This is a genomic window from Mycobacterium sp., assembly GCF_035314905.1.
GTDB lineage: Bacteria > Actinomycetota > Actinomycetes > Mycobacteriales > Mycobacteriaceae > Mycobacterium.
In genome coordinates, this window is record NZ_DATFYW010000047.1 from 1 (window position 1) to 17,908 (window position 17,908).

General features: G+C 66.8%; 13 protein-coding genes, 1 tRNA gene and 1 pseudogene. 7 read left to right on the plus strand and 8 right to left on the minus strand.

What is annotated here, in order from left to right; genetic code table 11:
- Window positions 1-156 precede the first annotated feature (156 nt).
- Window positions 157-1,734 carry a fatty-acid--CoA ligase FadD1 gene (gene fadD1 / locus VKG81_RS03775; RefSeq protein WP_324389851.1) on the minus strand — a complete coding sequence of 526 codons (1,578 nt, stop codon included), beginning with the start codon at window positions 1,732-1,734 and terminating at the stop codon, window positions 157-159.
- Between the two features lie 6 nt (window positions 1,735-1,740).
- Window positions 1,741-2,364 carry a TetR/AcrR family transcriptional regulator gene (locus VKG81_RS03780; RefSeq protein ID WP_324389875.1) on the minus strand — a complete coding sequence of 208 codons (624 nt, stop codon included), beginning with the start codon at window positions 2,362-2,364 and terminating at the stop codon, window positions 1,741-1,743.
- A gap of 136 nt (window positions 2,365-2,500) precedes the next feature.
- On the opposite strand from VKG81_RS03780, the gene VKG81_RS03785 reads away from it, so the two are divergent.
- The 4 genes and pseudogenes from VKG81_RS03785 to VKG81_RS03800 all read left to right on the plus strand — a co-directional run.
- Complete coding sequence (locus VKG81_RS03785; RefSeq protein ID WP_324389853.1) at window positions 2,501-4,276, plus strand: N-acyl-D-amino-acid deacylase family protein; 1,776 nt, start codon at window positions 2,501-2,503, stop codon at window positions 4,274-4,276.
- Entirely contained in the window at window positions 4,276-4,719 is a 444-nt protein-coding gene (locus VKG81_RS03790) for a nuclear transport factor 2 family protein (RefSeq protein ID WP_324389855.1), read from the plus strand. The genes VKG81_RS03785 and VKG81_RS03790 overlap by 1 nt, the downstream gene beginning before the upstream one ends.
- 1,352 nt (window positions 4,720-6,071) lie before the next feature.
- Window positions 6,072-6,728, plus strand: coding sequence for an MspA family porin (locus VKG81_RS03795; RefSeq protein WP_324389857.1), 657 nt, complete (start codon window positions 6,072-6,074; stop codon window positions 6,726-6,728).
- Between the two features lie 755 nt (window positions 6,729-7,483).
- Window positions 7,484-7,696, plus strand: a pseudogene (locus VKG81_RS03800) (nuclear transport factor 2 family protein); the annotation flags it as partial.
- 26 nt (window positions 7,697-7,722) lie between these two features.
- On the opposite strand, the gene VKG81_RS03805 reads toward VKG81_RS03800, so the two are convergent.
- The 3 genes from VKG81_RS03805 to VKG81_RS03815 all read right to left on the minus strand — a co-directional run bounded on the left by VKG81_RS03805 (window position 7,723) and on the right by VKG81_RS03815 (window position 11,479).
- Window positions 7,723-8,037: a GlsB/YeaQ/YmgE family stress response membrane protein gene (locus VKG81_RS03805; RefSeq protein WP_324389859.1), complete on the minus strand. Its 315-nt coding sequence runs from the start codon at window positions 8,035-8,037 to the stop codon at window positions 7,723-7,725.
- A gap of 212 nt (window positions 8,038-8,249) precedes the next feature.
- Window positions 8,250-10,232: a glycosyltransferase family 39 protein gene (locus VKG81_RS03810; RefSeq protein ID WP_324389861.1), complete on the minus strand. Its 1,983-nt coding sequence runs from the start codon at window positions 10,230-10,232 to the stop codon at window positions 8,250-8,252.
- Entirely contained in the window at window positions 10,232-11,479 is a 1,248-nt protein-coding gene (locus VKG81_RS03815) for a bifunctional glycosyltransferase family 2/GtrA family protein (RefSeq protein WP_324389863.1), read from the minus strand. The genes VKG81_RS03810 and VKG81_RS03815 overlap by 1 nt, the downstream gene beginning before the upstream one ends.
- A gap of 121 nt (window positions 11,480-11,600) precedes the next feature.
- Here VKG81_RS03815 and VKG81_RS03820 point away from each other — a divergent pair, with 121 nt between their 5' ends.
- The gene (locus tag VKG81_RS03820) at window positions 11,601-12,005 is read left to right on the plus strand and encodes an HIT family protein (RefSeq protein WP_324389865.1); all 405 of its coding nucleotides are present in this window, start codon (window positions 11,601-11,603) and stop codon (window positions 12,003-12,005) included.
- On the opposite strand, the gene VKG81_RS03825 is transcribed toward VKG81_RS03820, so the two are convergent.
- Window positions 11,977-13,428, minus strand: a complete 1,452-nt coding sequence (locus VKG81_RS03825) for a HAMP domain-containing sensor histidine kinase (protein ID WP_324389867.1) — start codon at window positions 13,426-13,428, stop codon at window positions 11,977-11,979. The two genes, VKG81_RS03820 and VKG81_RS03825, sit on opposite strands and share 29 nt — an antisense overlap.
- 124 nt (window positions 13,429-13,552) lie before the next feature.
- Window positions 13,553-14,269 carry a response regulator transcription factor gene (locus tag VKG81_RS03830; RefSeq protein ID WP_324389869.1) on the minus strand — a complete coding sequence of 239 codons (717 nt, stop codon included), beginning with the start codon at window positions 14,267-14,269 and terminating at the stop codon, window positions 13,553-13,555.
- A gap of 119 nt (window positions 14,270-14,388) precedes the next feature.
- Between VKG81_RS03830 and VKG81_RS03835 the strand changes: the two genes are divergently transcribed.
- The gene (locus VKG81_RS03835; protein WP_324389871.1) at window positions 14,389-15,138 is read left to right on the plus strand and encodes a hypothetical protein; all 750 of its coding nucleotides are present in this window, start codon (window positions 14,389-14,391) and stop codon (window positions 15,136-15,138) included.
- 20 nt (window positions 15,139-15,158) lie between these two features.
- Window positions 15,159-15,230 (plus strand) — tRNA-Thr (locus VKG81_RS03840).
- A gap of 184 nt (window positions 15,231-15,414) precedes the next feature.
- Here VKG81_RS03840 and VKG81_RS03845 read toward each other — a convergent pair.
- A complete protein-coding gene (locus VKG81_RS03845) occupies window positions 15,415-17,358 on the minus strand; it encodes an acyl-CoA dehydrogenase family protein (protein ID WP_324389873.1) in 1,944 nt (647 codons plus the stop codon).
- Between the last annotated feature and the right edge of the window lie 550 nt (window positions 17,359-17,908).

The following is a 17,908-nucleotide window of genomic DNA, read 5'->3' on the forward strand; positions in this document are numbered from 1 at the left end:
ACCCCAACTCGGCCGCCGCGCTGGCCGCCGCCTCATAGCGGTCCAGCACCGCGATGACCGTGTCCCGATCACCATTCGAACGCATGTCGCAATCAGGTGGCGGAGCACTGACACAGCCAGGCGCCAAACCCGCTGCGCCGCAGCACTATCCACAGATCAGGATTTGTCCACAAACGCAGTGCCGCGTTGCTCGCGGACCCACAACTGCCCGTCGCCGGCGGTCGGGCCCTGGGCGATCAGCGTGCGTTTCAGCACCTTGTGGGTGGCCGTGCTGGGCAGGTCGGCGGCGATGCGGACATAGCGGGGCCACGCCTTGGGCGACAGGTCCGGCTGGGCCGCGAGGAACTCCTCGAGCACGCCGGGTGTGAGCGTCTCGCCGGCCTCCAGCACGATCGCGGCCATGATCTGGTCGCCGACCTTGTCGTCGGGAACCGCGTAGACGGCGACCCGATTGATTGCGGGCAGCCGCAACAAAATCCGCTCCACCGGAGCTGCCGCGATGTTCTCCCCGTCCACGCGCATCCAGTCCGCCGTGCGCCCGGCCAGATAGATCCAGCCATCGGCGTCGCGGTAGGCCAGGTCCCCCGACCAGTACATGCCGTGCCGGGTGCGTTCCTCGGTGGCGGCGTCATCGTTGTAGTAACCGCTGAAGAACCCGGTGCCTGTGGTGTTGACGAGTTCACCGACGGCTTCGTCGGGATTGATCAGCGCGCCGTCTTTGTCGAACCGGGCCACCGCGCACTCCCGCAGGGTGTCACTGTTGTAGATCGCGACGCCCTGGAAACCCTTGCCAATGGAGCCTTTTGGTGTGCCGGGCTCGCGGGTGATGATCACCGCATTTTCCGTCGAGCCGAAGCCGTCCCACACCTCGACGTCGAATCGCCGCCGGAACCCGTCGATGTCGCGGTCGCTTGCCTCGTTGCCGAAGGCCACTCGCAGCGGGTTGTCGGCGTCGTCGGGGTTCTCCGGCGTGGCAAGAATGTAGGCCAGCGGCTTGCCGACGTAGTTCATGTACGTCGCGCCGTAGCGGCGAACGTCACGCAGGAATCCGGACGCCGAAAACTTCGCCGGGGCCATCGCCGCACCGGACACCAGCGCCACCGCCCAGCCGGCGACGACCGCGTTGGAGTGGAACAGCGGCATCGAAACGTAGCAGGTGTCGGCTGCGGTGAGCGAAAAGCGTTCCACAAGAGCCCGACCCGACATCAACACCATGAAGTGCGACACCTGCACGGCCTTAGGGTCGCCGCCCGTGCCCGACGTGAAGATCATCATGTAGGTGTCCATCGGGCCGACCTCGCGGTGCGGCGTCAACTCTGCCGCGGTGTCCACCACGTCGCGCCATTGGTCGGTCGACGTGTCGATTACGCGGACGCCGGTCAGGTCCAGGCCGTCGAGAAGCGGCCGGTGCTCGGAATCGGTCACCAGGATCTGGCAGTCCGCACGACGGACATCCGCCAGCAGTGCGTCGCCGCGGCGTGTGGTGTTGATGCCACACAGCACGTAGCCGCCGAGCCCCGCGGCAGCCATCTGAGTCAGCATGTCGGGGGTGTTGCCCAAGAGCGTGCCGACGTGGACAGGCCGCGCCGTGTCGGCAACCGAAAGGAGCGCCGCGGCCTGCTTGGCGGCCTCACCCAGGTGCTGGCGCCAACTGCACTGCCAGTCACCGTATTTCACGCCGACGGTGTCGTCGGTCATGCGTTCGCGCAACAGCTGCTGAACCGTCTCGGGCATGGTGTCCTAGCGCACGGCGTCGGGCGTCGTGCCGTAAATGGTGCGCAGCCAGATCGCCACCCAACCCTCGATCAGCTGCTGGCGTGTCAGCGTGCCGCCGAGGGTCAGCCGCTCGAGCACCCGGTCGTTGAATTCGAGCAGCAGTGTCGCGAGGACTTCCGCGGCGGGTCCGTCGGGCGCGCGGCCCGCCTCGCGTTCGGCGTCGATCATCGCCGCGACCCGGGGCACGAACGACTCCCGGTCGCTGTCCCACATCTCGCGGACCGCGCCGCTGCTCGCGCGGGCCTCCAGCATGGCCGAGAAGAGATACCGGTGGCGATCCCACGTCTCGAACATGGCTTCGGACGCCGCACGGATCCGGCGCGTCGGTGGGTCGGCGGAGTTGGTCAGGACATCGGTCGCGACGAACGCCTCGTCGTACACCCGCTCCATCAGGGCAGCCACCGCCGCCGCCTTGTTCTCGAAGTAGAAATAGAACGCCGACCGGCTGACGCCGGCCCGTCGCGAAATGTCGGCGATGTTGATCGACTCCAGGCTGGACTCCTGCAGGTGGTGGTCCAGCGACTCCAGGATCGCGATGCGTGTCTGATCGCTGCGCAGCGGCTGCCGGCGATCGGTGGGCGGCCTCATCACTCCCCGTTTCTTCATCTCCGCATCGTTGGCGGTGTCAAGCCGCAGGTTAGCTACGTTTTTGACGTCTGTCAATAATCGTCGACATGAGTCAAAAATTCTTGACACATGTCGAATCGGGAGGTTGTATGACGCTGTGAGCTTCGACACCGTCATACGGAACGGCCGCTGGTTCGACGGCACCGGCGCCCCGTCGGCCATCCGCAACATCGGCATCCGCGACGGCCACGTCGCCGCGATCGCACCCCAGCCACTCGACGAAACCGACTGCCCGCAGGTGATCGACGCCGACGGGAAGTGGGTGCTGCCCGGGATGATCGACATCCACACCCACTACGACGTCGAGGTGCTCGACGGGCCGGCGCTGCCGGAGTCGCTGCGCCACGGCGTGACCACCGTGATGCTGGGTTCGTGTTCGCTGTCGACCGTCCATGTCGGCGGGGTGGACGCCGGGGACCTGTTCGGCCGGGTCGAGGCGATCCCGCGCGAGCAAGTCATCAGCGCAGTCGACGGGCACAAGGCGTGGAGCACCTGCGAGGAGTACATCGGCGCGCTCGAGTCGCTGCCGCTGGGACCCAACCTCGCGGCCTTCATCGGCCATTCCGACATGCGCGCCGCCACGATGGGCCTCGACCGCGCCACCCGTAAAGAGGTGCGGCCGACGAGGGCCGAGCAGTCCCGGATGGAGCACATGCTGGCCGAGGCGCTGGGAGCCGGTTTCGTCGGAATGTCCTCACAGCAGCTACTTTTCGACAAGCTCGACGGTGACACCTGTCGGTCCCGCACGCTGCCGTCGACGTTCGCGAAACCGCGGGAACTGCGCCGGCTGAAGTCAATGCTGCGGCGCACCAACCGCATTCTGCAATCCGGCCCGGACATCAAGAACCCGCTGAACCTCGGCTCGCAGGTAGTCCAGTCGCTGGGTATCTTCCGCAAGCCGCTGAAGACGAGCCTGCTGTCCGCCGCCGATGTCAAGGCCAATCCGTTCGTGATCTGGGCGATGGGTCCGGCGGCCCGGTTGATCAACAAGCTCGGCGGCAACTTCCGCTGGCAGCACCTGCCGGTGCCGTTCGAGGTGTACGCCGACGGCATCGATCTGGTGATCTTCGAAGAGTTCGGATCGGGCGCCGAGGCGCTGCACCTGAAAGAGTCGATGGAGCGCGACGAACTGCTGCGCGACGAGGATTACCGCCGCCGGTTCCGCAAGGATTACGCGAGCAAATACGGCCCACGGGTCTGGCATCGCGATTTCTTCGACGCCGACATCGTCGACTGCCCCGACAGGTCGGTGATCGGAAAGTCGTTCGGGCAGGTCGGTATCGACCGCGGCGGACTTCACCCCGTCGACGCGTTCCTCGACCTGGTGCTCGAGCACGGCACGGCCCTGCGCTGGCGCACCACGATCTCCAACCACCGGCCCGAAGTCCTCAAGAAACTGGCCCGTGAGCCGGGCGTCCAGATGGGCTTCTCCGACGCGGGTGCGCACCTGCGCAACATGGCGTTCTACAACTTCGGCCTGAGGCTGCTGCGCCACGTCCGCGACGCCGAGACGGCGGGCAAGCCGTTCCTGTCGATCGAGCAGGCCGTGCACCGGCTCACCGGCGAGCTCGCCGACTGGTATCACCTCGACGCCGGTCACCTGCGGATGGGTGACCGCGCCGACCTGGTCATCGTCGATCCGGCCCGCCTCGACAAGTCGCTGGACGGCTACGCCGAGGACAACGTCGAGCAGTACGCCGGATTGCCGCGCATGGTCAACCGCAACGACGACACCGTGAGCGCCGTCTTCGTCGGCGGGCAGGCCGTGTTCCTGAACGGACAACCCACCGACGTGCTCGGCAAGCGGCGCACCGGGAGCTTCCTGCGCGCGAAGGCGGCGAGTCCGGCGGCGGCCGCCGCGGTGGTGGTCTAGTGGACGTGGAGCAGACCGTTCGCGGTCTCTGGCAGTCGTTGTCGCGGCGCGACTGGGACGCGGTCAAGACCTTTCTGTCCGACGACTGCATCTATGTCGACATGCCGGTCGGCCCGACCCTGGCCGCCCGCGGCCCCGAAGACATCGTCAAGCGGCTCAAAGTGGGCCTGGAGCCGCTGGCCGACTACGTCAACCACGACGGGCGGCTGCTCACCAACGGCGCCGACGTGATGTACGAGCATTCCGAGACGTGGACGTGGAAGACGGGCGAGGAATGTTTACTGCGGTTTGTAACCGTCCACAAGGTAGTCGATGGGAAGATCGCTATCTGGAAGGATTACTGGGACATGGCCGGCCTCACGAGTTTGGCACCTTCTACCTGGTTAGAGGATCTTTCGACGGCTGACACGTCGTGGGTGTTTGACGCGACGGGTCTGATCTGAAGCGGCTGGCGCGCGCCTGTCGGCGTCGCGTTGCGCTGGGATGATAGGTTCCTTGGCAAACACCCCTCATTCGGCCGCTAGCGTGTGCGGACCCTTGGCGGGGGCCCCCGCGTTACCCGTCGAACGCTTCGCACACGCCTACGGGCGAATGAGGCCTCAGTACGGCGGTAACTAGCGGTTCGCCGCCCGTCGGCGGGGCCGTACCCGGCGCGGGCGCCGGACGCGGGCGAGCCGGTTAGCATCGGCGGTCGCGGGGTCGGCATCCTTGTCGGCTGGGCCCGTTTGCACCCGCGAGGCTGCGCATGACGGCGGCGGCTTCTTCATAGGTCAACATCCGCGGCGCGGGCGTTACCGGCGCGGTAGGCGCTGCCGATTCGTCGCCTGGTGCGTCGGGCCTGGTCGGGGCGCCCGGCAGCGCCTGCGACGGCGCTAGGCGGGGAGACGGGCGGCTCCTGTTCGGGCACGACTTCGGCGTCCACGACTTCGATGTCTGGCGTCGATAGGGCGGGCGGTTCGTTGGTGGGCAGGCTTTGGCGGGCACGGTGCTCCTCGCGGGTGATTTGTGGTGGTTCTGGCGTTGGCTTGCCCTGGCCGGCGTCAATGTTTACCTCGCAAACACGTTGTGCCGGTGGCGGTAACGCCTCTGGTCTGGCGGCAAAGGCGTTGCGCGCCTTGCCCGCTGGTATGGCGAGGTCACCAAGTGTCCGGCGCACTATGGCCCGCATGGTCGCAAGGTCTTGGTCGCGGTCGAGGCGTTCCTTAGCCTTGCGCTTGATGTGAGCGGTCGAGCCGCCGTGGTAGCGACATACAGCTCCGGCCGGACGCGACGCTACGGCTATCGCTTCGGCGCACGCGGGGGAACAACGCGGGGAGCAGGTTGACAATGGGTGCTTCCGGGACACCCGCAGCGCGGTGAGGAAAAAACTCCGTGGCTGTGCGGACGAGACCAGGGCGGCGGCGGGCGCGTACCAACGCATCGTCACAGGGCGGCTCGATAACTACCAACCACTTCGCTTCCTAGCGTCGTCACCGCCGGCTAGAGCGAACAACGACTCGCAGTGGCCGCGAGAACGCACGCCCCGGCCGGGGGCGTACGTCGTCTGTTCCGCGAGGCAATCCTCACAATCACGCTGAGAAATCGCTGAAGGTAAAGATTGATAACGAATTCGGGTCGGCCCGTGGCGCGAACGACGCCCGTGGGTCGATCGATAAAGATCAGCTCGTGAGATCAGCGTGTCTGGTGTCGCCACCAGCGATTGGATGAACCAGAATCTAGGGGGTTAGCTGTGCTCAAGTCCTTTCGGACTGGTGTCGTTGCTGTGGCTGTCCTGGGTTTGACATTGAGCGGTGGAGTGGCGGTCGCCGATCCCACGAATCTCGTCAAAGCAGAGGACTCCAAGGAATCGGTCGACCGCCTCTGGCGTTTGCACGTCTCTCTTGACGACATGAACATCAATTCCGTGCCGAACATGGCCGCGACCGCCTTCACCAGAGAGGCCTACGTCAGCGCAACCGCCACCATAACGGTCGAGGCCCTCGATCCCGACAGTTCAACGCCGGACGGGGCGAACGTGACACAGCGCAGTATATCGCTGTGGTTGCAGGAGGGCTGCCAGGCCACCGTGGGCACAGCGCAGGGGACTATTAGCAACACCTCGTCGGCCGGGCTTTCGGCGACCGCCTCGCCCACTGGGGCGCCCAGCATCACCCCCAGTGTCGGCGATAGCCCAGACCCGCAATACACCCAGGCGCTGAGTCCCGGCACCATCGTCGGGAAGAACCTGCAGAATAAGGCCTACCCTGCACAGCCCGACCCGTTAGGCAAAACACCCCCGTGGGTGAAGTCCAAGTGGAAGGACGACACGCTGACGGTTTCGGTGCGGAACTGGGATCTCAAGGTCGACGGGTGCGGTGGGCCGGTGTCTTTCCGATTTATCGGCGAAGCGACGATGACCACCAATCGTTACAGCGAAGCCGTCGACACATTCAGTGATATCGTTCAGGTCTGACTCCCCACCGAGAAAAGTTGTACGCGGATCGAGGGCGTTGCACCATGATTACCGGCCCTGAGCACCAAATGCGGATGCGCCCGATGACGCGCATGCGCCTTTGCGCCGCCGGGTCCATCGCCTTGCTCGCAGTCGCTGTCGGCCCGCTCGTGTACGCGGCGACAGCGCGCGCAATCGATGGCGACTATTACGAATTCTGCAAAAACAATCTCCGACAACCGGACTCAGTCTGCTGCACTAACTCGGGTGGGGTTCCCTCTAACGGAGTTTGCGCGGATCCGGCTGCCCCGCCGACGCCGCTGCCGACGATTACCCAACAAATATTGCCACCGGTGATCAGCGCACCGCACTAATGCGATGATCCGGCGATGGCGTTCAGCATCTACGCGTGCGGCCGTGAAGCACCCGTCACGAAGTCACATCACCCAATAGGTCTGCCCCAGTGAGGCCAAGACAGGGTGCCCCGGCACGAACCCGCGACCTAGGGATTAGAAGTTACTTCCCGCTCCCCGTGCGACCAGGCAGTGGTGGCGGCTGGGGGTTGGGGCCTCCAACCCCGGTCGCCACCATCGCACACGCTGCACCCCGGCGTCACCCCGGCGGCCAGGGGCGTTTTGTAGCCGTACCGGCCCCGTACCTACCCCGTACCGCAAGCGTATGCCAGACAGAGCAAAACACCAGGTGCAGTAGGTATTTGGGTTATCTGACGGCCTGCCGACCAGGCGCTTTCCGAACGCCCAAAATCCACATCGCCCCTTTACGAGCATTCCGAGACGTGGACGTGGCGTTCCGGGGAGGTGGCTTTGCTGCGGTTCGTCACGGTGCACCGGGTGGCCGACGGCGAGGTTACGCTGTGGAAGGACTATTGGGACATGGGCTCGATGGTGAGCCAAGCGCCCCCGACCTGGTTAGAGAACCTGGCCGGGGGCGACACGTCGTGGGTGTTCGACGCCACGGGGCTGATCTGACGGGTTACCGCGCGCCTACCGGCGGCTCATAACCGCCGAGTTGCGCCTCCCCGGGACACCACACGAAGCAGCCCGAGCAGAATGACCGCTCCCAAGATCGCCGTGAACAGCGTGAACCACCAACCGCCCTTAGCGGTATCGAAGAAGAAGCTCAGCAAGAATCCGCCGACCAGGGCGCCCACGATACCCACCACGATGTCCATCAGCAGGCCGTAGTGGCTTTTCATGAGCATGCCGGCAATCCAGCCGGCGATAGCCCCGATGATGATGTAGCCAATCCAACCGACGCTGGTCAGCGTGGTCGAACGGGCGAGAAACTCGGCAGTCGCCATGGTAACCATCAGGATCGATCTCCTCGCAATGTTAGCTAGGCGGGGTACCCAGTTGACCCGGCCTATTGGTAGGAGGTTGGTACCCGATGGCCCCGCCAATCAAACGCCGTTATCGAGGCAAATACAGCACGAGCTTTGCTGCGCTTCGTCACGGTGCACCGGGTGGCCCGTCGTGGGTGTTCGATGCCACGGGGCTCATCTGAGCCGTCAACTCTGAGCCATCAACGCGTCAGGTCGTAGAGCGTCACGCCGCCCGACGGAATCGGCGCGAAGTTGCGCTTGACCCATGCCTGGATCCTGCCGCTGTTGTTCAGCTGCACCGAGGCGCCCACGGATTTGGTGTCGTTGCCGGGGTCGACGATGAAGTAGTGGATCTTGCCGGAGACGGCGAGGCGCTCGAACCCGGCCAGCGGCGGCCACGGGTCCGAGCCGTTGAACCCGCCGACAGGCAGGACCGGGTGACCGGAGGCCAACTGGTAGCCGGAAGCGCAGACCGACCCGATCGTGGCCGCCACCCAGGTGTAGGAACCGGCGCCGTTCTTCAGCTTGTCGACCACCGACTGCTCGGGCTTGCCTGCGTCCGTCAGGTTGCAGCCACGGTTTTGCCCGCCCGCCTGCCATGGCGCCGGCCCGGCCGCCGGATCGGCCCTCCCGATGCCCCGACCGAACGGCGCCCCGTGACCCACGAACGTGGCCGGCGGCCCCCCGGATGGCAAGGCGCCGGAGTTGCCGCGGTGAATTGTGGTGAGCGCGTAAGCAAACGGCCCGCTGAGCCCCAGCGCGATCGCCGCGACGACCACCGCGATCTTCACCGCTCGCCGCTCCGCCCAGTCTGCGCCAATGCCGAGCAGCCAACCAAGGATCACCGCGACGCCGGCGACGCCGACCCACCGCAGCCACGGGTAGTAGTGCGGGGTGTAGCGCAGCACGAAAAAAGTCGTCGCCACCATTACCGCCGCGGCGGCGGCGAGCGTCGCCTGCGCCCACAGCCGGTCGCGGAACCGCCACATCACCACGGCGCCGATGCCGACGAACGCCGCGATCGCGGGCGCCAGCGCGACGGTGTAGTACGGGTGGAAGATGCCGGCCATGAAGCTGAAGACCGCCGCGGTGCTGATCAGCCAGAGTCCCCACAGCAGCACGGAAGCCCGTTCCCGGTCCGTGCGGGGGGCGCGCCATCGCCACAACAGCAGCGCCACGAAGAAGATCAGGGCAGCGCCCAGCAACCAGGAGACCTGGCCGACCTGCAACGGCTGGAACAGCCGGCCCAGACCCGGTGGTCCCCAGGGCCGCGAAAACGCGCCGCCTTGCGCGCCGCCGCCTTCGCGGCCCAGCTGGCCGAAGCTGGCGACACTGCCCGGCTCATCACCGGACAGCCGGCCAAAGCCGTTGTATGCGAACGTCAACTCGAGGATCGAGTTGTGCTGGGAGCCACCGATCCACGGCCGGTCGGCCGCCGGCCACAACTGCACTGTCACGACCCACCAGCCGGCGGCCACCACCGCCGCGGCCAAGGCCGCCGCCAGTTGGCAGAGCCGGTTGGCAAGTTTCGGGGGGCCGGCCACCAGATAGGTGACGGCGAGCGCGGGCATCACCAGTGCGACCTGCAACTGTTTGGTCAGGTAGCCGAGGCCGACGAGCGCGCCGCACAGCACCAGCCAACGTGTACGTCCGTCGTCGACCGCGCGCAGCAGCGCCCAGGCGGCGCCGATCATCAGCAAGACCAGCAACGCGTCGGGATTGTTGTAGCGGAAGATCGCGACCGCGACAGGCGTCAGCCCGAGCACCAGACCCGCAATCAGGCCCGCAGCCTCACCGAACCGGCGCCGCACGCAGTCCCACAGCAGCGCCACGGAGGCCACACCCATCAGCGCCTCCGGGACGAGGATGCTCCACGGGTTCAGCCCGAAGAGGCGTACCGACAGCTCCATCGGCCACAGCGACATGGGCGGCTTGTCCACGGTGATCGAGTTGACGGAGTCCGACGAGCCGAACAGGAACGCTTTCCACGACTGTGAGCCTGCCTGCACGGCCGCCGAATAGAACGCGTTCGCCCATCCGCTCGCGGCGAGGTTCCACAGGTAGAGAACCGCGGTCCCGGCCAGCAGGGCCGCCAGTGCCAGCCGGGGGACCCAGCGGCGGGGTTCACGCGCGGGCGCGGCCGATCCGGCCCCCTGCTGGGCTTCGGCAACTACAGCGGCCATCACGCCATTCTGCTATGTACCCCAAACACGTGGCGCAAGGCGATGAACCGGACCAACGTCGCGACCAGATTCGCCACGACCAGGACGGACAGCTCGATCACCCGGTCGACGCCCGGGTCGAAGCGGTGAAGCAGGAACAGTGAACCGCTGGTCAGGGCCAGACAGAACGCGAACACGAGCAGCCCGTGCATCTGGTGGCGGGCCACGTTGGCGCGGCCGCGGATGCGGAACGTGAACGCCCGGTTGGCCGCGGTGTTGCCGATCGCGGTCACCAGCAGCGCCGTGAGGTTGGCGGCCTGGGAACCGATCAGCGGGTGCAGCACCCAATAGAGCAGTGCGTAGGCCACCGTGCTGGCGACGCCGACGATCCCGAATCGGACCATCTGGCCCACCATGCCGTGGGGGACGCCGGGAACCAGCGGTTCGCGGCCGAGGCTGGCCTGCAGCTCGCGCAGCGGCAGCGCGCCGGTGGCCAGCGCGCGGCCGACCCGCCAGCAGCCCTTCAGGTCGCCGATCGCGGTGCCGATGATGTCGACGCGCGAATCCGGGTCGTCGACCCAGTCGACGGGCACCTCGTGGATGCGCAGGCCGGCCCGTTCGGCGACCACCAACAGCTCGGTGTCAAAGAACCAGCCGGTGTCGGCGACCAGCGGCAGGAGCCGCTGCGCGACGTCGGCGCGCAGGGCTTTGAAGCCGCACTGCGCGTCAGAGAAACGTGCACCGAGCATGCCGCGGAGCAGCAAGTTGTAACCGCGAGAAACGAATTCGCGTTTCGGTCCGCGAATGACCCTGGCCGACGCCGCCAGCCGCGACCCGATCGCGATGTCTGAGTGACCTGAGACCAGCGGAGCGACAAGGGGCATCAATGCCGACAGGTCCGTCGACAGGTCGACATCCATGTAGGCGACGACCGCGGCGGTGCTGCTCAACCAGGCCGCGTGCAGGGCGCCGCCGCGGCCCTTCGCGTCGAGGTGGATCACGCCCACATCGGAGAGTTCGTCGGCGAGTTCGTGTGCCACCGCCAAGGTGCGGTCGGTGCTGGCGTTGTCCGCGATCGTGATGCGCGAGCGATACGGCACCTCGGTGCTCAGAAACTTGTGCAGCCGCCGCACGGAACTCGGCAGATCGTCTTCCTCGTTGTAGACCGGGATCACGACGTCGAGGACGTATTCGGCTTTGCGCGTTCCTGTTTCGGTTTCGGACTTGGAAACCACGCCGTTGTCCACCCCCGCAACCGCATCGGCCATGGCGTCCACGGTGTCGGGACAAGCTGCTATCGCACTGCGCCGTGCCTGGGAGCTTGCTGTGAGCAAAGTCGGGTGGCTCGCCGCTTGACGCTCGAAGCGGGCTGCCCGCATGCTCGTGCCCATGGCGTCAGTGTTCACCAGGATCATCAACGGCGAACTGCCGGGCCGTTTCGTGTACGAAGACGAGGAGATCGTCGCGTTCCTGACGATTCAGCCGATGACGCAGGGCCACACACTGGTGGTGCCCCGCGCCGAGATCGATCAATGGCAGGACGTCGACGGTAAGACCTTGAGCCGGATCATGGAGGTCGCGCAGCTGATCGGCAAAGCGGTGTGCCTGGCATTCGACACCGAGCGGGCCGGGCTGATCATCGCCGGGCTGGAGGTCCCGCACCTGCACGTGCACGTGTTCCCCGCGCGCAATCTCAGCGACTTCGGCTTCGCCAACGTCGATCAGAACCCCTCACCGGAGTCGTTGGACGAGGCCCAGGCCAAGATCAGGGATGCACTGGCTCGGGTAGCGTGAGCGCCGGCACGTCGGCGATGCGCGGCAGGTTGACGCGGAATCGGCAGCCCTCGCCGGGGGCGGTCTTGACGCTCACCGTCCCGCCGTGCGCGCGCACCAGGGAGTCGACGATGGAAAGGCCCAGGCCGGTGCCGCCGCTGGCACGGGCGCGGGACGTGTCGGCCCGGTAGAACCGCTCGAAGACCCGTTGCGCGTCTGCCGTGCTCATACCGGGGCCCTGGTCGATGACCTCCAGGATCGCGTCGTCGTCCTCGGTGCCCACCCGGACCGTGACGCGGGCGTTTTCCGGGGTGTGCTGAAGCGCGTTGGAAACCAGGTTGCTGAGCACCTGGCGCAGGCGTGCCTCGTCGCCGATCACCTCGGGGGTCCCCGGTCCGTCCAAGACCTCAATCGCGATGCGGCGGTTCGGCGCGATCGACTGAGCGTCGTGGACCGCGTCGGTGGCCAGCGCCAGCAGGTCGACGCGATGCTGGTCGAGGGGCCGCTGAGCGTCGAGCCGGGCCAGCAGCAACAGGTCCTCGACGAGCACCCCCATCCGCCGGGACTCCGACTCGATGCGCGACATCAACATCTCGATGTCTCGGGCGGCGCCCTGCCGGTAGAGCTCCGCGAAGCCACGGATCGTGGTCAGCGGCGTGCGCAGCTCGTGGCTGGCGTCGGTGATGAACCGGCGCATCCGCTCCTCGGACATCCGGGCCTGATCGGCGGACTGCTCGGACGCGGCAAGCGCACGCTGGATCTGGGACAGCATGCCGTTGAGGGCCCGGGACAACCGCCCGACCTCGGTGCGGGGATCACGCTGCGGCACGCGGCGGTCCAGCTGGCCCTCCGCGATCGCGGCGGCCGTCTGCTCGACTTCGACCAAGGACCGCAGGCTGCGGTGCACCACCCAATATCCGGCGACGCCGAGCACCAACAACACGGCCAGGCCGATGCCGACCTGCGACCACGTCAGTGCGCGAACGGTCGACTGAACGTCGGAAAGGTCGATGGCGACCGTGATGAACTCGCCGCGGCTGCCGCGCACCGACACCGCGCGCCACTGCACGTTGGAGCCGTCCTCGGAGCCGACCGTGACCGGGACGGGTCCGACGTCGTTGTTGGCCGGCAGCGCGGGTTCGGCGTCGCGGTCGTTGACGGCCATCCAGATGCGCCCGTCGGGCCCGATGCCGCGGACGTAGAAGTTCGACGGCGGCCGGCCCGGGTTCGGGCCCTCGATCGGGGGTGGCGGCATCCGGCGGGGAGCCTGCGCCCAGCCGCGGGACGCGTCGAGCAGGGTCTGATCGACACGGCTGATCAGGCTGTGCCGCAGGATCGACGTCACCGCGACGCCGGATGCGAGCAGGCCAAAGCCCACCAGCACCAGCATGGCAGCCACAAGGCTCACCCGGAGGGGTACGCCGCGTGCGCGGAGTCTCGGCATGCCCCTTATTGTTCGCCCTTTCTAACTACGGCGTGGTGCGCTCGTCGCGCACGCGCTCATCGCGGCTCGGCGGATGCGCTCATCGCGGCTCGCGGACGCGGTCATCGCGGCTCGGCGGATGCGCTCATCGCGGCTCGCGGAGGACGTAACCGACGCCGCGAAGAGTGTGGAGAAGGCGCTTCTCGCCGGTGTCGATCTTGCGCCGCAAATACGACACGTAGGACTCGACGACGTTGACATCGCCACCGAAGTCGTAGCGCCACACGTGGTCGAGGATCTTCGGCTTGCTCAGCACGGTGCCCGCGTTGATCACGAAGTAGCGCAACAGGGTGAACTCGGTCGGCGACAGCGAGACGGGTTCGCCGGCCTTCCAGACCTCGTGGGTGTCCTCGTCGAGCTCGATGTCGGCGAACGTCAACCGGGCGTTGCGCGGCTGGTCGACACCCTTGCCGGAGCGTCGGAGGATGACCCGCAGCCGGGCCACGACCTCCTCGAGGCTGAAGGGCTTGGTGACATAGTCGTCGCCGCCAAGCGTCAGGCCGGCGATCTTGTCCTGCAACGAGTCCCGGGCCGTCAAGAACAACGCCGGCGCGTCAATGCCGTCGGCACGAAGCCGCCGCAGCACGCCGAACCCGTCCATGCCCGGCATCATCACGTCGAGGATCACTGCATCGGGCCGCACCTCGCGGGCCTTGTCCAGCGCCGCGGGTCCGTTCGAGGCGGTGTAGACCTCGAAGCCCTGAAATTTCAAGCTGACGGAGAGCAACTCCACGATGTTGGTCTCGTCGTCGACCACCAACACGCGGGCTTCCGGTCGTGATTCTGGTAACGGTGCTGCCATGCGGGCCAATGTTCACCCTCCGGCTTGGGGTCATACTGCACGATGCCTGTGAGATATCTGTGAGTTGTATACCGGTGGACTAGGTTAACACCGAGAGGTCGGTGAATACACTGACATGCATGAACCTCGGCAAAAGCCTCGTCGAGCTCGCAACGATGCCGGCGAAGGTGGGGTTGGCGGTCGCAGACGCTGGACTGGACGTCGCGACCGGCGCGCTCGGCATCGCCCGCAAGACGTTAAATGACGCCGCTAAGCAAACGTCTCCGAGTGCCGTGGCGCATCTGTTCGGCCTGGACTCCACAATCGAGAGGGCGAACCGGATCGCGCGCATGATCGACGACGACGCCCCGCTCGGCAGGGCGCTCGCGCCGGACGGCCCGATCGACCGGCTGATGCGGCCGGGCGGGCTCGTCGACAGGTTGACCGCGCCGGGCGGCCCGCTGGACCGCTTGACGGCCGACGGCGGAGCGCTCGAGCGGGCACTGGCACCGGGCGGTCTGTTCGACCAGTTGCTCGACGAGGACGGGCTGATCGAGCGGCTCCTCGCCGAGGACGGCCTGGCCGACCGGATACTGGCCGAGGGTGGGCTGTTGGAGAAGGTGACCGCCCGCAACGGTCCGCTGGACCAGTTGGAGCTGGTGGCCGACACACTCAACCGGCTCGCGCCCGGGTTGGAGGCGCTGGGCCCGACCATCGACATGCTGCGCGACGCGGTGGACACGCTCAGCGTGGTGGTCAACCCGCTGAGCAGCATCGCCGACCGGATCCCGCTGCGGCCGCGGTCGCGCCGACCCCGCAATTCGCCCCCACGGATCGTCGCATCGGAGCGGGTCATCGCCGCCGAGGTGTCGGACGACGACGAGCGCTGACCCGATACGCTGAAGGCCCCGCCTCCTTAGCTCAGTGGTAGAGCACTCGCCTTGTAAGCGAGCGGTCGTCAGTTCAATCCTGACAGGGGGCTCGACACCACGCCTGTCCCTACCTGCGCAAACTCTCTTGACTGCACGCCGCAAGGGTTCGACTGGCGGCTCGGTGTCACGAGCGTGTCACAAACTTCTGCAAAGTCGGGGGCGGGGCCTATCGCGCTCAGCGCATCGAGTCACACCGAAGATCACGTGGTGTCGTCTTCGTCCACCACGACCCGATCACCCCTCCAGCACACGCCGGCGCACGGTCTCGACGTCCGAGGGACGGACCGACTCGTCGGCTGTCCACGGGCCGGTGCCCTCCGTGAGGTCCATGATCCCGTCGTCCAGCCAGGCGTACTTGCCGTCGACCAGTGCTGCCGAGAGCTTCCTGTCGGCGGCGTCCGTGTTGTCCCACAGAGCGTGGAACAGCGCGTCGACCCGGACACGTGCCTGCCCGCAGAAGTAGTCGGCGAGCTCGTGGGCCTCGGCGCCACGCGTGTCTCCCTGCTGCATGCGGATCTGCTCGGCCTTCACGATCGCGGCCGACATGGCGAAGAGCTCTGCACCGATGTCCACGATCCGTCCGAGGAACACCTGCTCGTACTCCAGCTTCGCCTGCCACCGTGACATCCCATAGAACGTGGAGCGGGCCAGCTTGCGGGCGCTCCGGTCCACGTAGCGCAGGTGGGTGGCGAGGTCGCCGAACTCGGAGTAGCTGGTGGGGACGAGGCCCTTGCCCACGGCGAGCCGGGGCAGCCACTTCGCGTAGAAGCCCGCGGCCTGCAGCCCCGCCTTGGCCTTGTCCTTGAGCTCCACCTCGGGGTCGATGATGTCGCCGGCGGCCTGCAGGTGAGCATCGGTAGCCTCGCGGGCCAGCAGCAGACGCATGATCTCCGTGGAACCCTCGAAGATCCGGTTGATGCGGGTGTCGCGCAGCTGCTGCTCGGCGGGGACGGCGCGCTCGCCGCGCGCCCGCAGCGACGAGGCGGTTTCGTAGCCGCGACCCCCGCGCACCTGGACGAGCTCGTCGGCGACCTGGTAGGCCATCTCGGTGGCGTAAAGCTTGGCGATCGCCGATTCGATGCGGATGTCGTTGCGACCCTGGTCGGCCATGATTGCGGTGATCTCCTGCAGGGCGTCGAGCGCGAACGCCGTGGAGGCCATGAAGGCCAACTTCTCGGCCACGGCGCCGTGCTTGCCGATCTGGCGCCCGAAAGACGTGCGCTCGGCCGCCCACTCCCGCGCGATCTTGGTGGACCACTTCGCACCAGCCGTGGATATCGCGGGGAGCGCGAGGCGCCCGGTGTTGAGGGTGCTGAGCGAGATCCGAAGGCCGTCTCCCTCCTTCCCGAGGAGGTTCTCCTTCGGGACCACGACATCGAAGAACCGGGTCACGCCGTTCTCGATGCCACGCAGCCCCATGAACGCGTTGCGGTTCTCTACGGTGATGCCGGGCGAGTCCATTTCGACGACGAAGGCGGAGATGCCGCCCTTGTGCCCCTCGCTCGCCGGCACCCGGGCCATGACGACCACGAGATCGGCGATGACTCCGTTGGTCGTCCACAGCTTCAGGCCGTTCAGGATGTAGCCGGTCCCGTCCGCGGTCGGCACCGCGGTGCTCTTCATCCGGGCGGCGTCGGAGCCGAACCCGGGCTCAGTGAGCAGGAAGGCTGTGATGGCGCCCCTGGCGCAGCGCGGGAGGTACCTCTTCTTCTGCTCCTCGGTGCCGTAGTGCTTCACCGGCTCCGGGACCCCGATCGACTGGTGGGCCGACAGCAGCGCGGCGAGAGAGCCATGCACCTGCGTGAACAGCATGAGGGCGCGATTGTAGGTGTATTGGGACAGACCGAGGCCGCCATACTCCTTGGGGATCTTCATCCCGAATGCCCCGAGGTCGGCGAGCCCCTTGAGCACGCGGTCAGGGATGAATGAGGTCCGCTCGATCTCGAAGCCGACTTCACGCCACTCGGTGTCGCACAAGGTGCGGACCCTCTCAACGAAGGCGTCGCCCTCGGCCCGGACCTCTGCTGGCTCCTCGGGGAAGGGCGAGATCAGGTCCAGGCGGAGCCGACCGAGGTACAGCTCCTTGCCGAACGAAGGGAGGCTCCACTCGGTCTGGCGACCGGACTCGGCGATCTTGCGGGCCTCAAGCTCGGCCTCGCGGGTGGTGTCGTGCGCCATGACGGTTCTCCTTCTGACCTGGTTGCGCAGATCGCGCGACGGCGCCCGACGCGCGGTTACCCGTCAGTGTTACTCCTGAGTAACTCCAAGACAAGAGCCTCGAGGGCACCCATGCGTCCGAAGCTGGCGACAGCAGGACCACGGCTTGCAGGTCCCAGGCGCGAACAGCACCGACGGGCTACCTAGCCCTGATCGCGATTTATGAGCGGAACTCTCGTGATCGGCACGAAAGGAAACGTTACTTGCTCGAGTTGGAGGATCCCGCCAAGATCGCGCTGATGCGGCGGATCAAGACAGCGTTCACCTGGCCGGGGTGCTCAACCCGGTGTGCCCTTCGACTGAGGGGACTCCGCTAGCCATGATCGGTTGCGAAGGCGCTGCTGTCTCGCTGAACTCGATTGGGTCGTAGCCGTCCTCCGCTTCGTCGATGGCTTCCGTTTCGAGGGCCACCGCACCGGGTGCAGGCGGGTGCCGTCACGCCCCGGTGACCACAGACCGACCACCACGGCCGCGACGGCGATGATGACGGCCATCACTAACAGCGACGACT

What these genes read in the sequence shown, in the direction of transcription:
- fadD1 (WP_324389851.1), bottom strand. Translation starts at nt 1,734, where the DNA reads ATGCCCGAGACGGTTCAGCAGCTGTTGCGCGAACGCATGACCGACGAC.
- VKG81_RS03780 (WP_324389875.1), bottom strand. Translation starts at nt 2,364, where the DNA reads ATGAGGCCGCCCACCGATCGCCGGCAGCCGCTGCGCAGCGATCAGACA.
- VKG81_RS03805 (WP_324389859.1), bottom strand. Translation starts at nt 8,037, where the DNA reads ATGGTTACCATGGCGACTGCCGAGTTTCTCGCCCGTTCGACCACGCTG.
- VKG81_RS03810 (WP_324389861.1), bottom strand. Translation starts at nt 10,232, where the DNA reads ATGGCCGCTGTAGTTGCCGAAGCCCAGCAGGGGGCCGGATCGGCCGCG.
- VKG81_RS03815 (WP_324389863.1), bottom strand. Translation starts at nt 11,479, where the DNA reads ATGGCCGATGCGGTTGCGGGGGTGGACAACGGCGTGGTTTCCAAGTCC.
- VKG81_RS03820 (WP_324389865.1), top strand. Translation starts at nt 11,601, where the DNA reads ATGGCGTCAGTGTTCACCAGGATCATCAACGGCGAACTGCCGGGCCGT.
- VKG81_RS03825 (WP_324389867.1), bottom strand. Translation starts at nt 13,428, where the DNA reads ATGCCGAGACTCCGCGCACGCGGCGTACCCCTCCGGGTGAGCCTTGTG.
- VKG81_RS03830 (WP_324389869.1), bottom strand. Translation starts at nt 14,269, where the DNA reads ATGGCAGCACCGTTACCAGAATCACGACCGGAAGCCCGCGTGTTGGTG.
- VKG81_RS03835 (WP_324389871.1), top strand. Translation starts at nt 14,389, where the DNA reads ATGAACCTCGGCAAAAGCCTCGTCGAGCTCGCAACGATGCCGGCGAAG.
- VKG81_RS03845 (WP_324389873.1), bottom strand. Translation starts at nt 17,358, where the DNA reads ATGGCGCACGACACCACCCGCGAGGCCGAGCTTGAGGCCCGCAAGATC.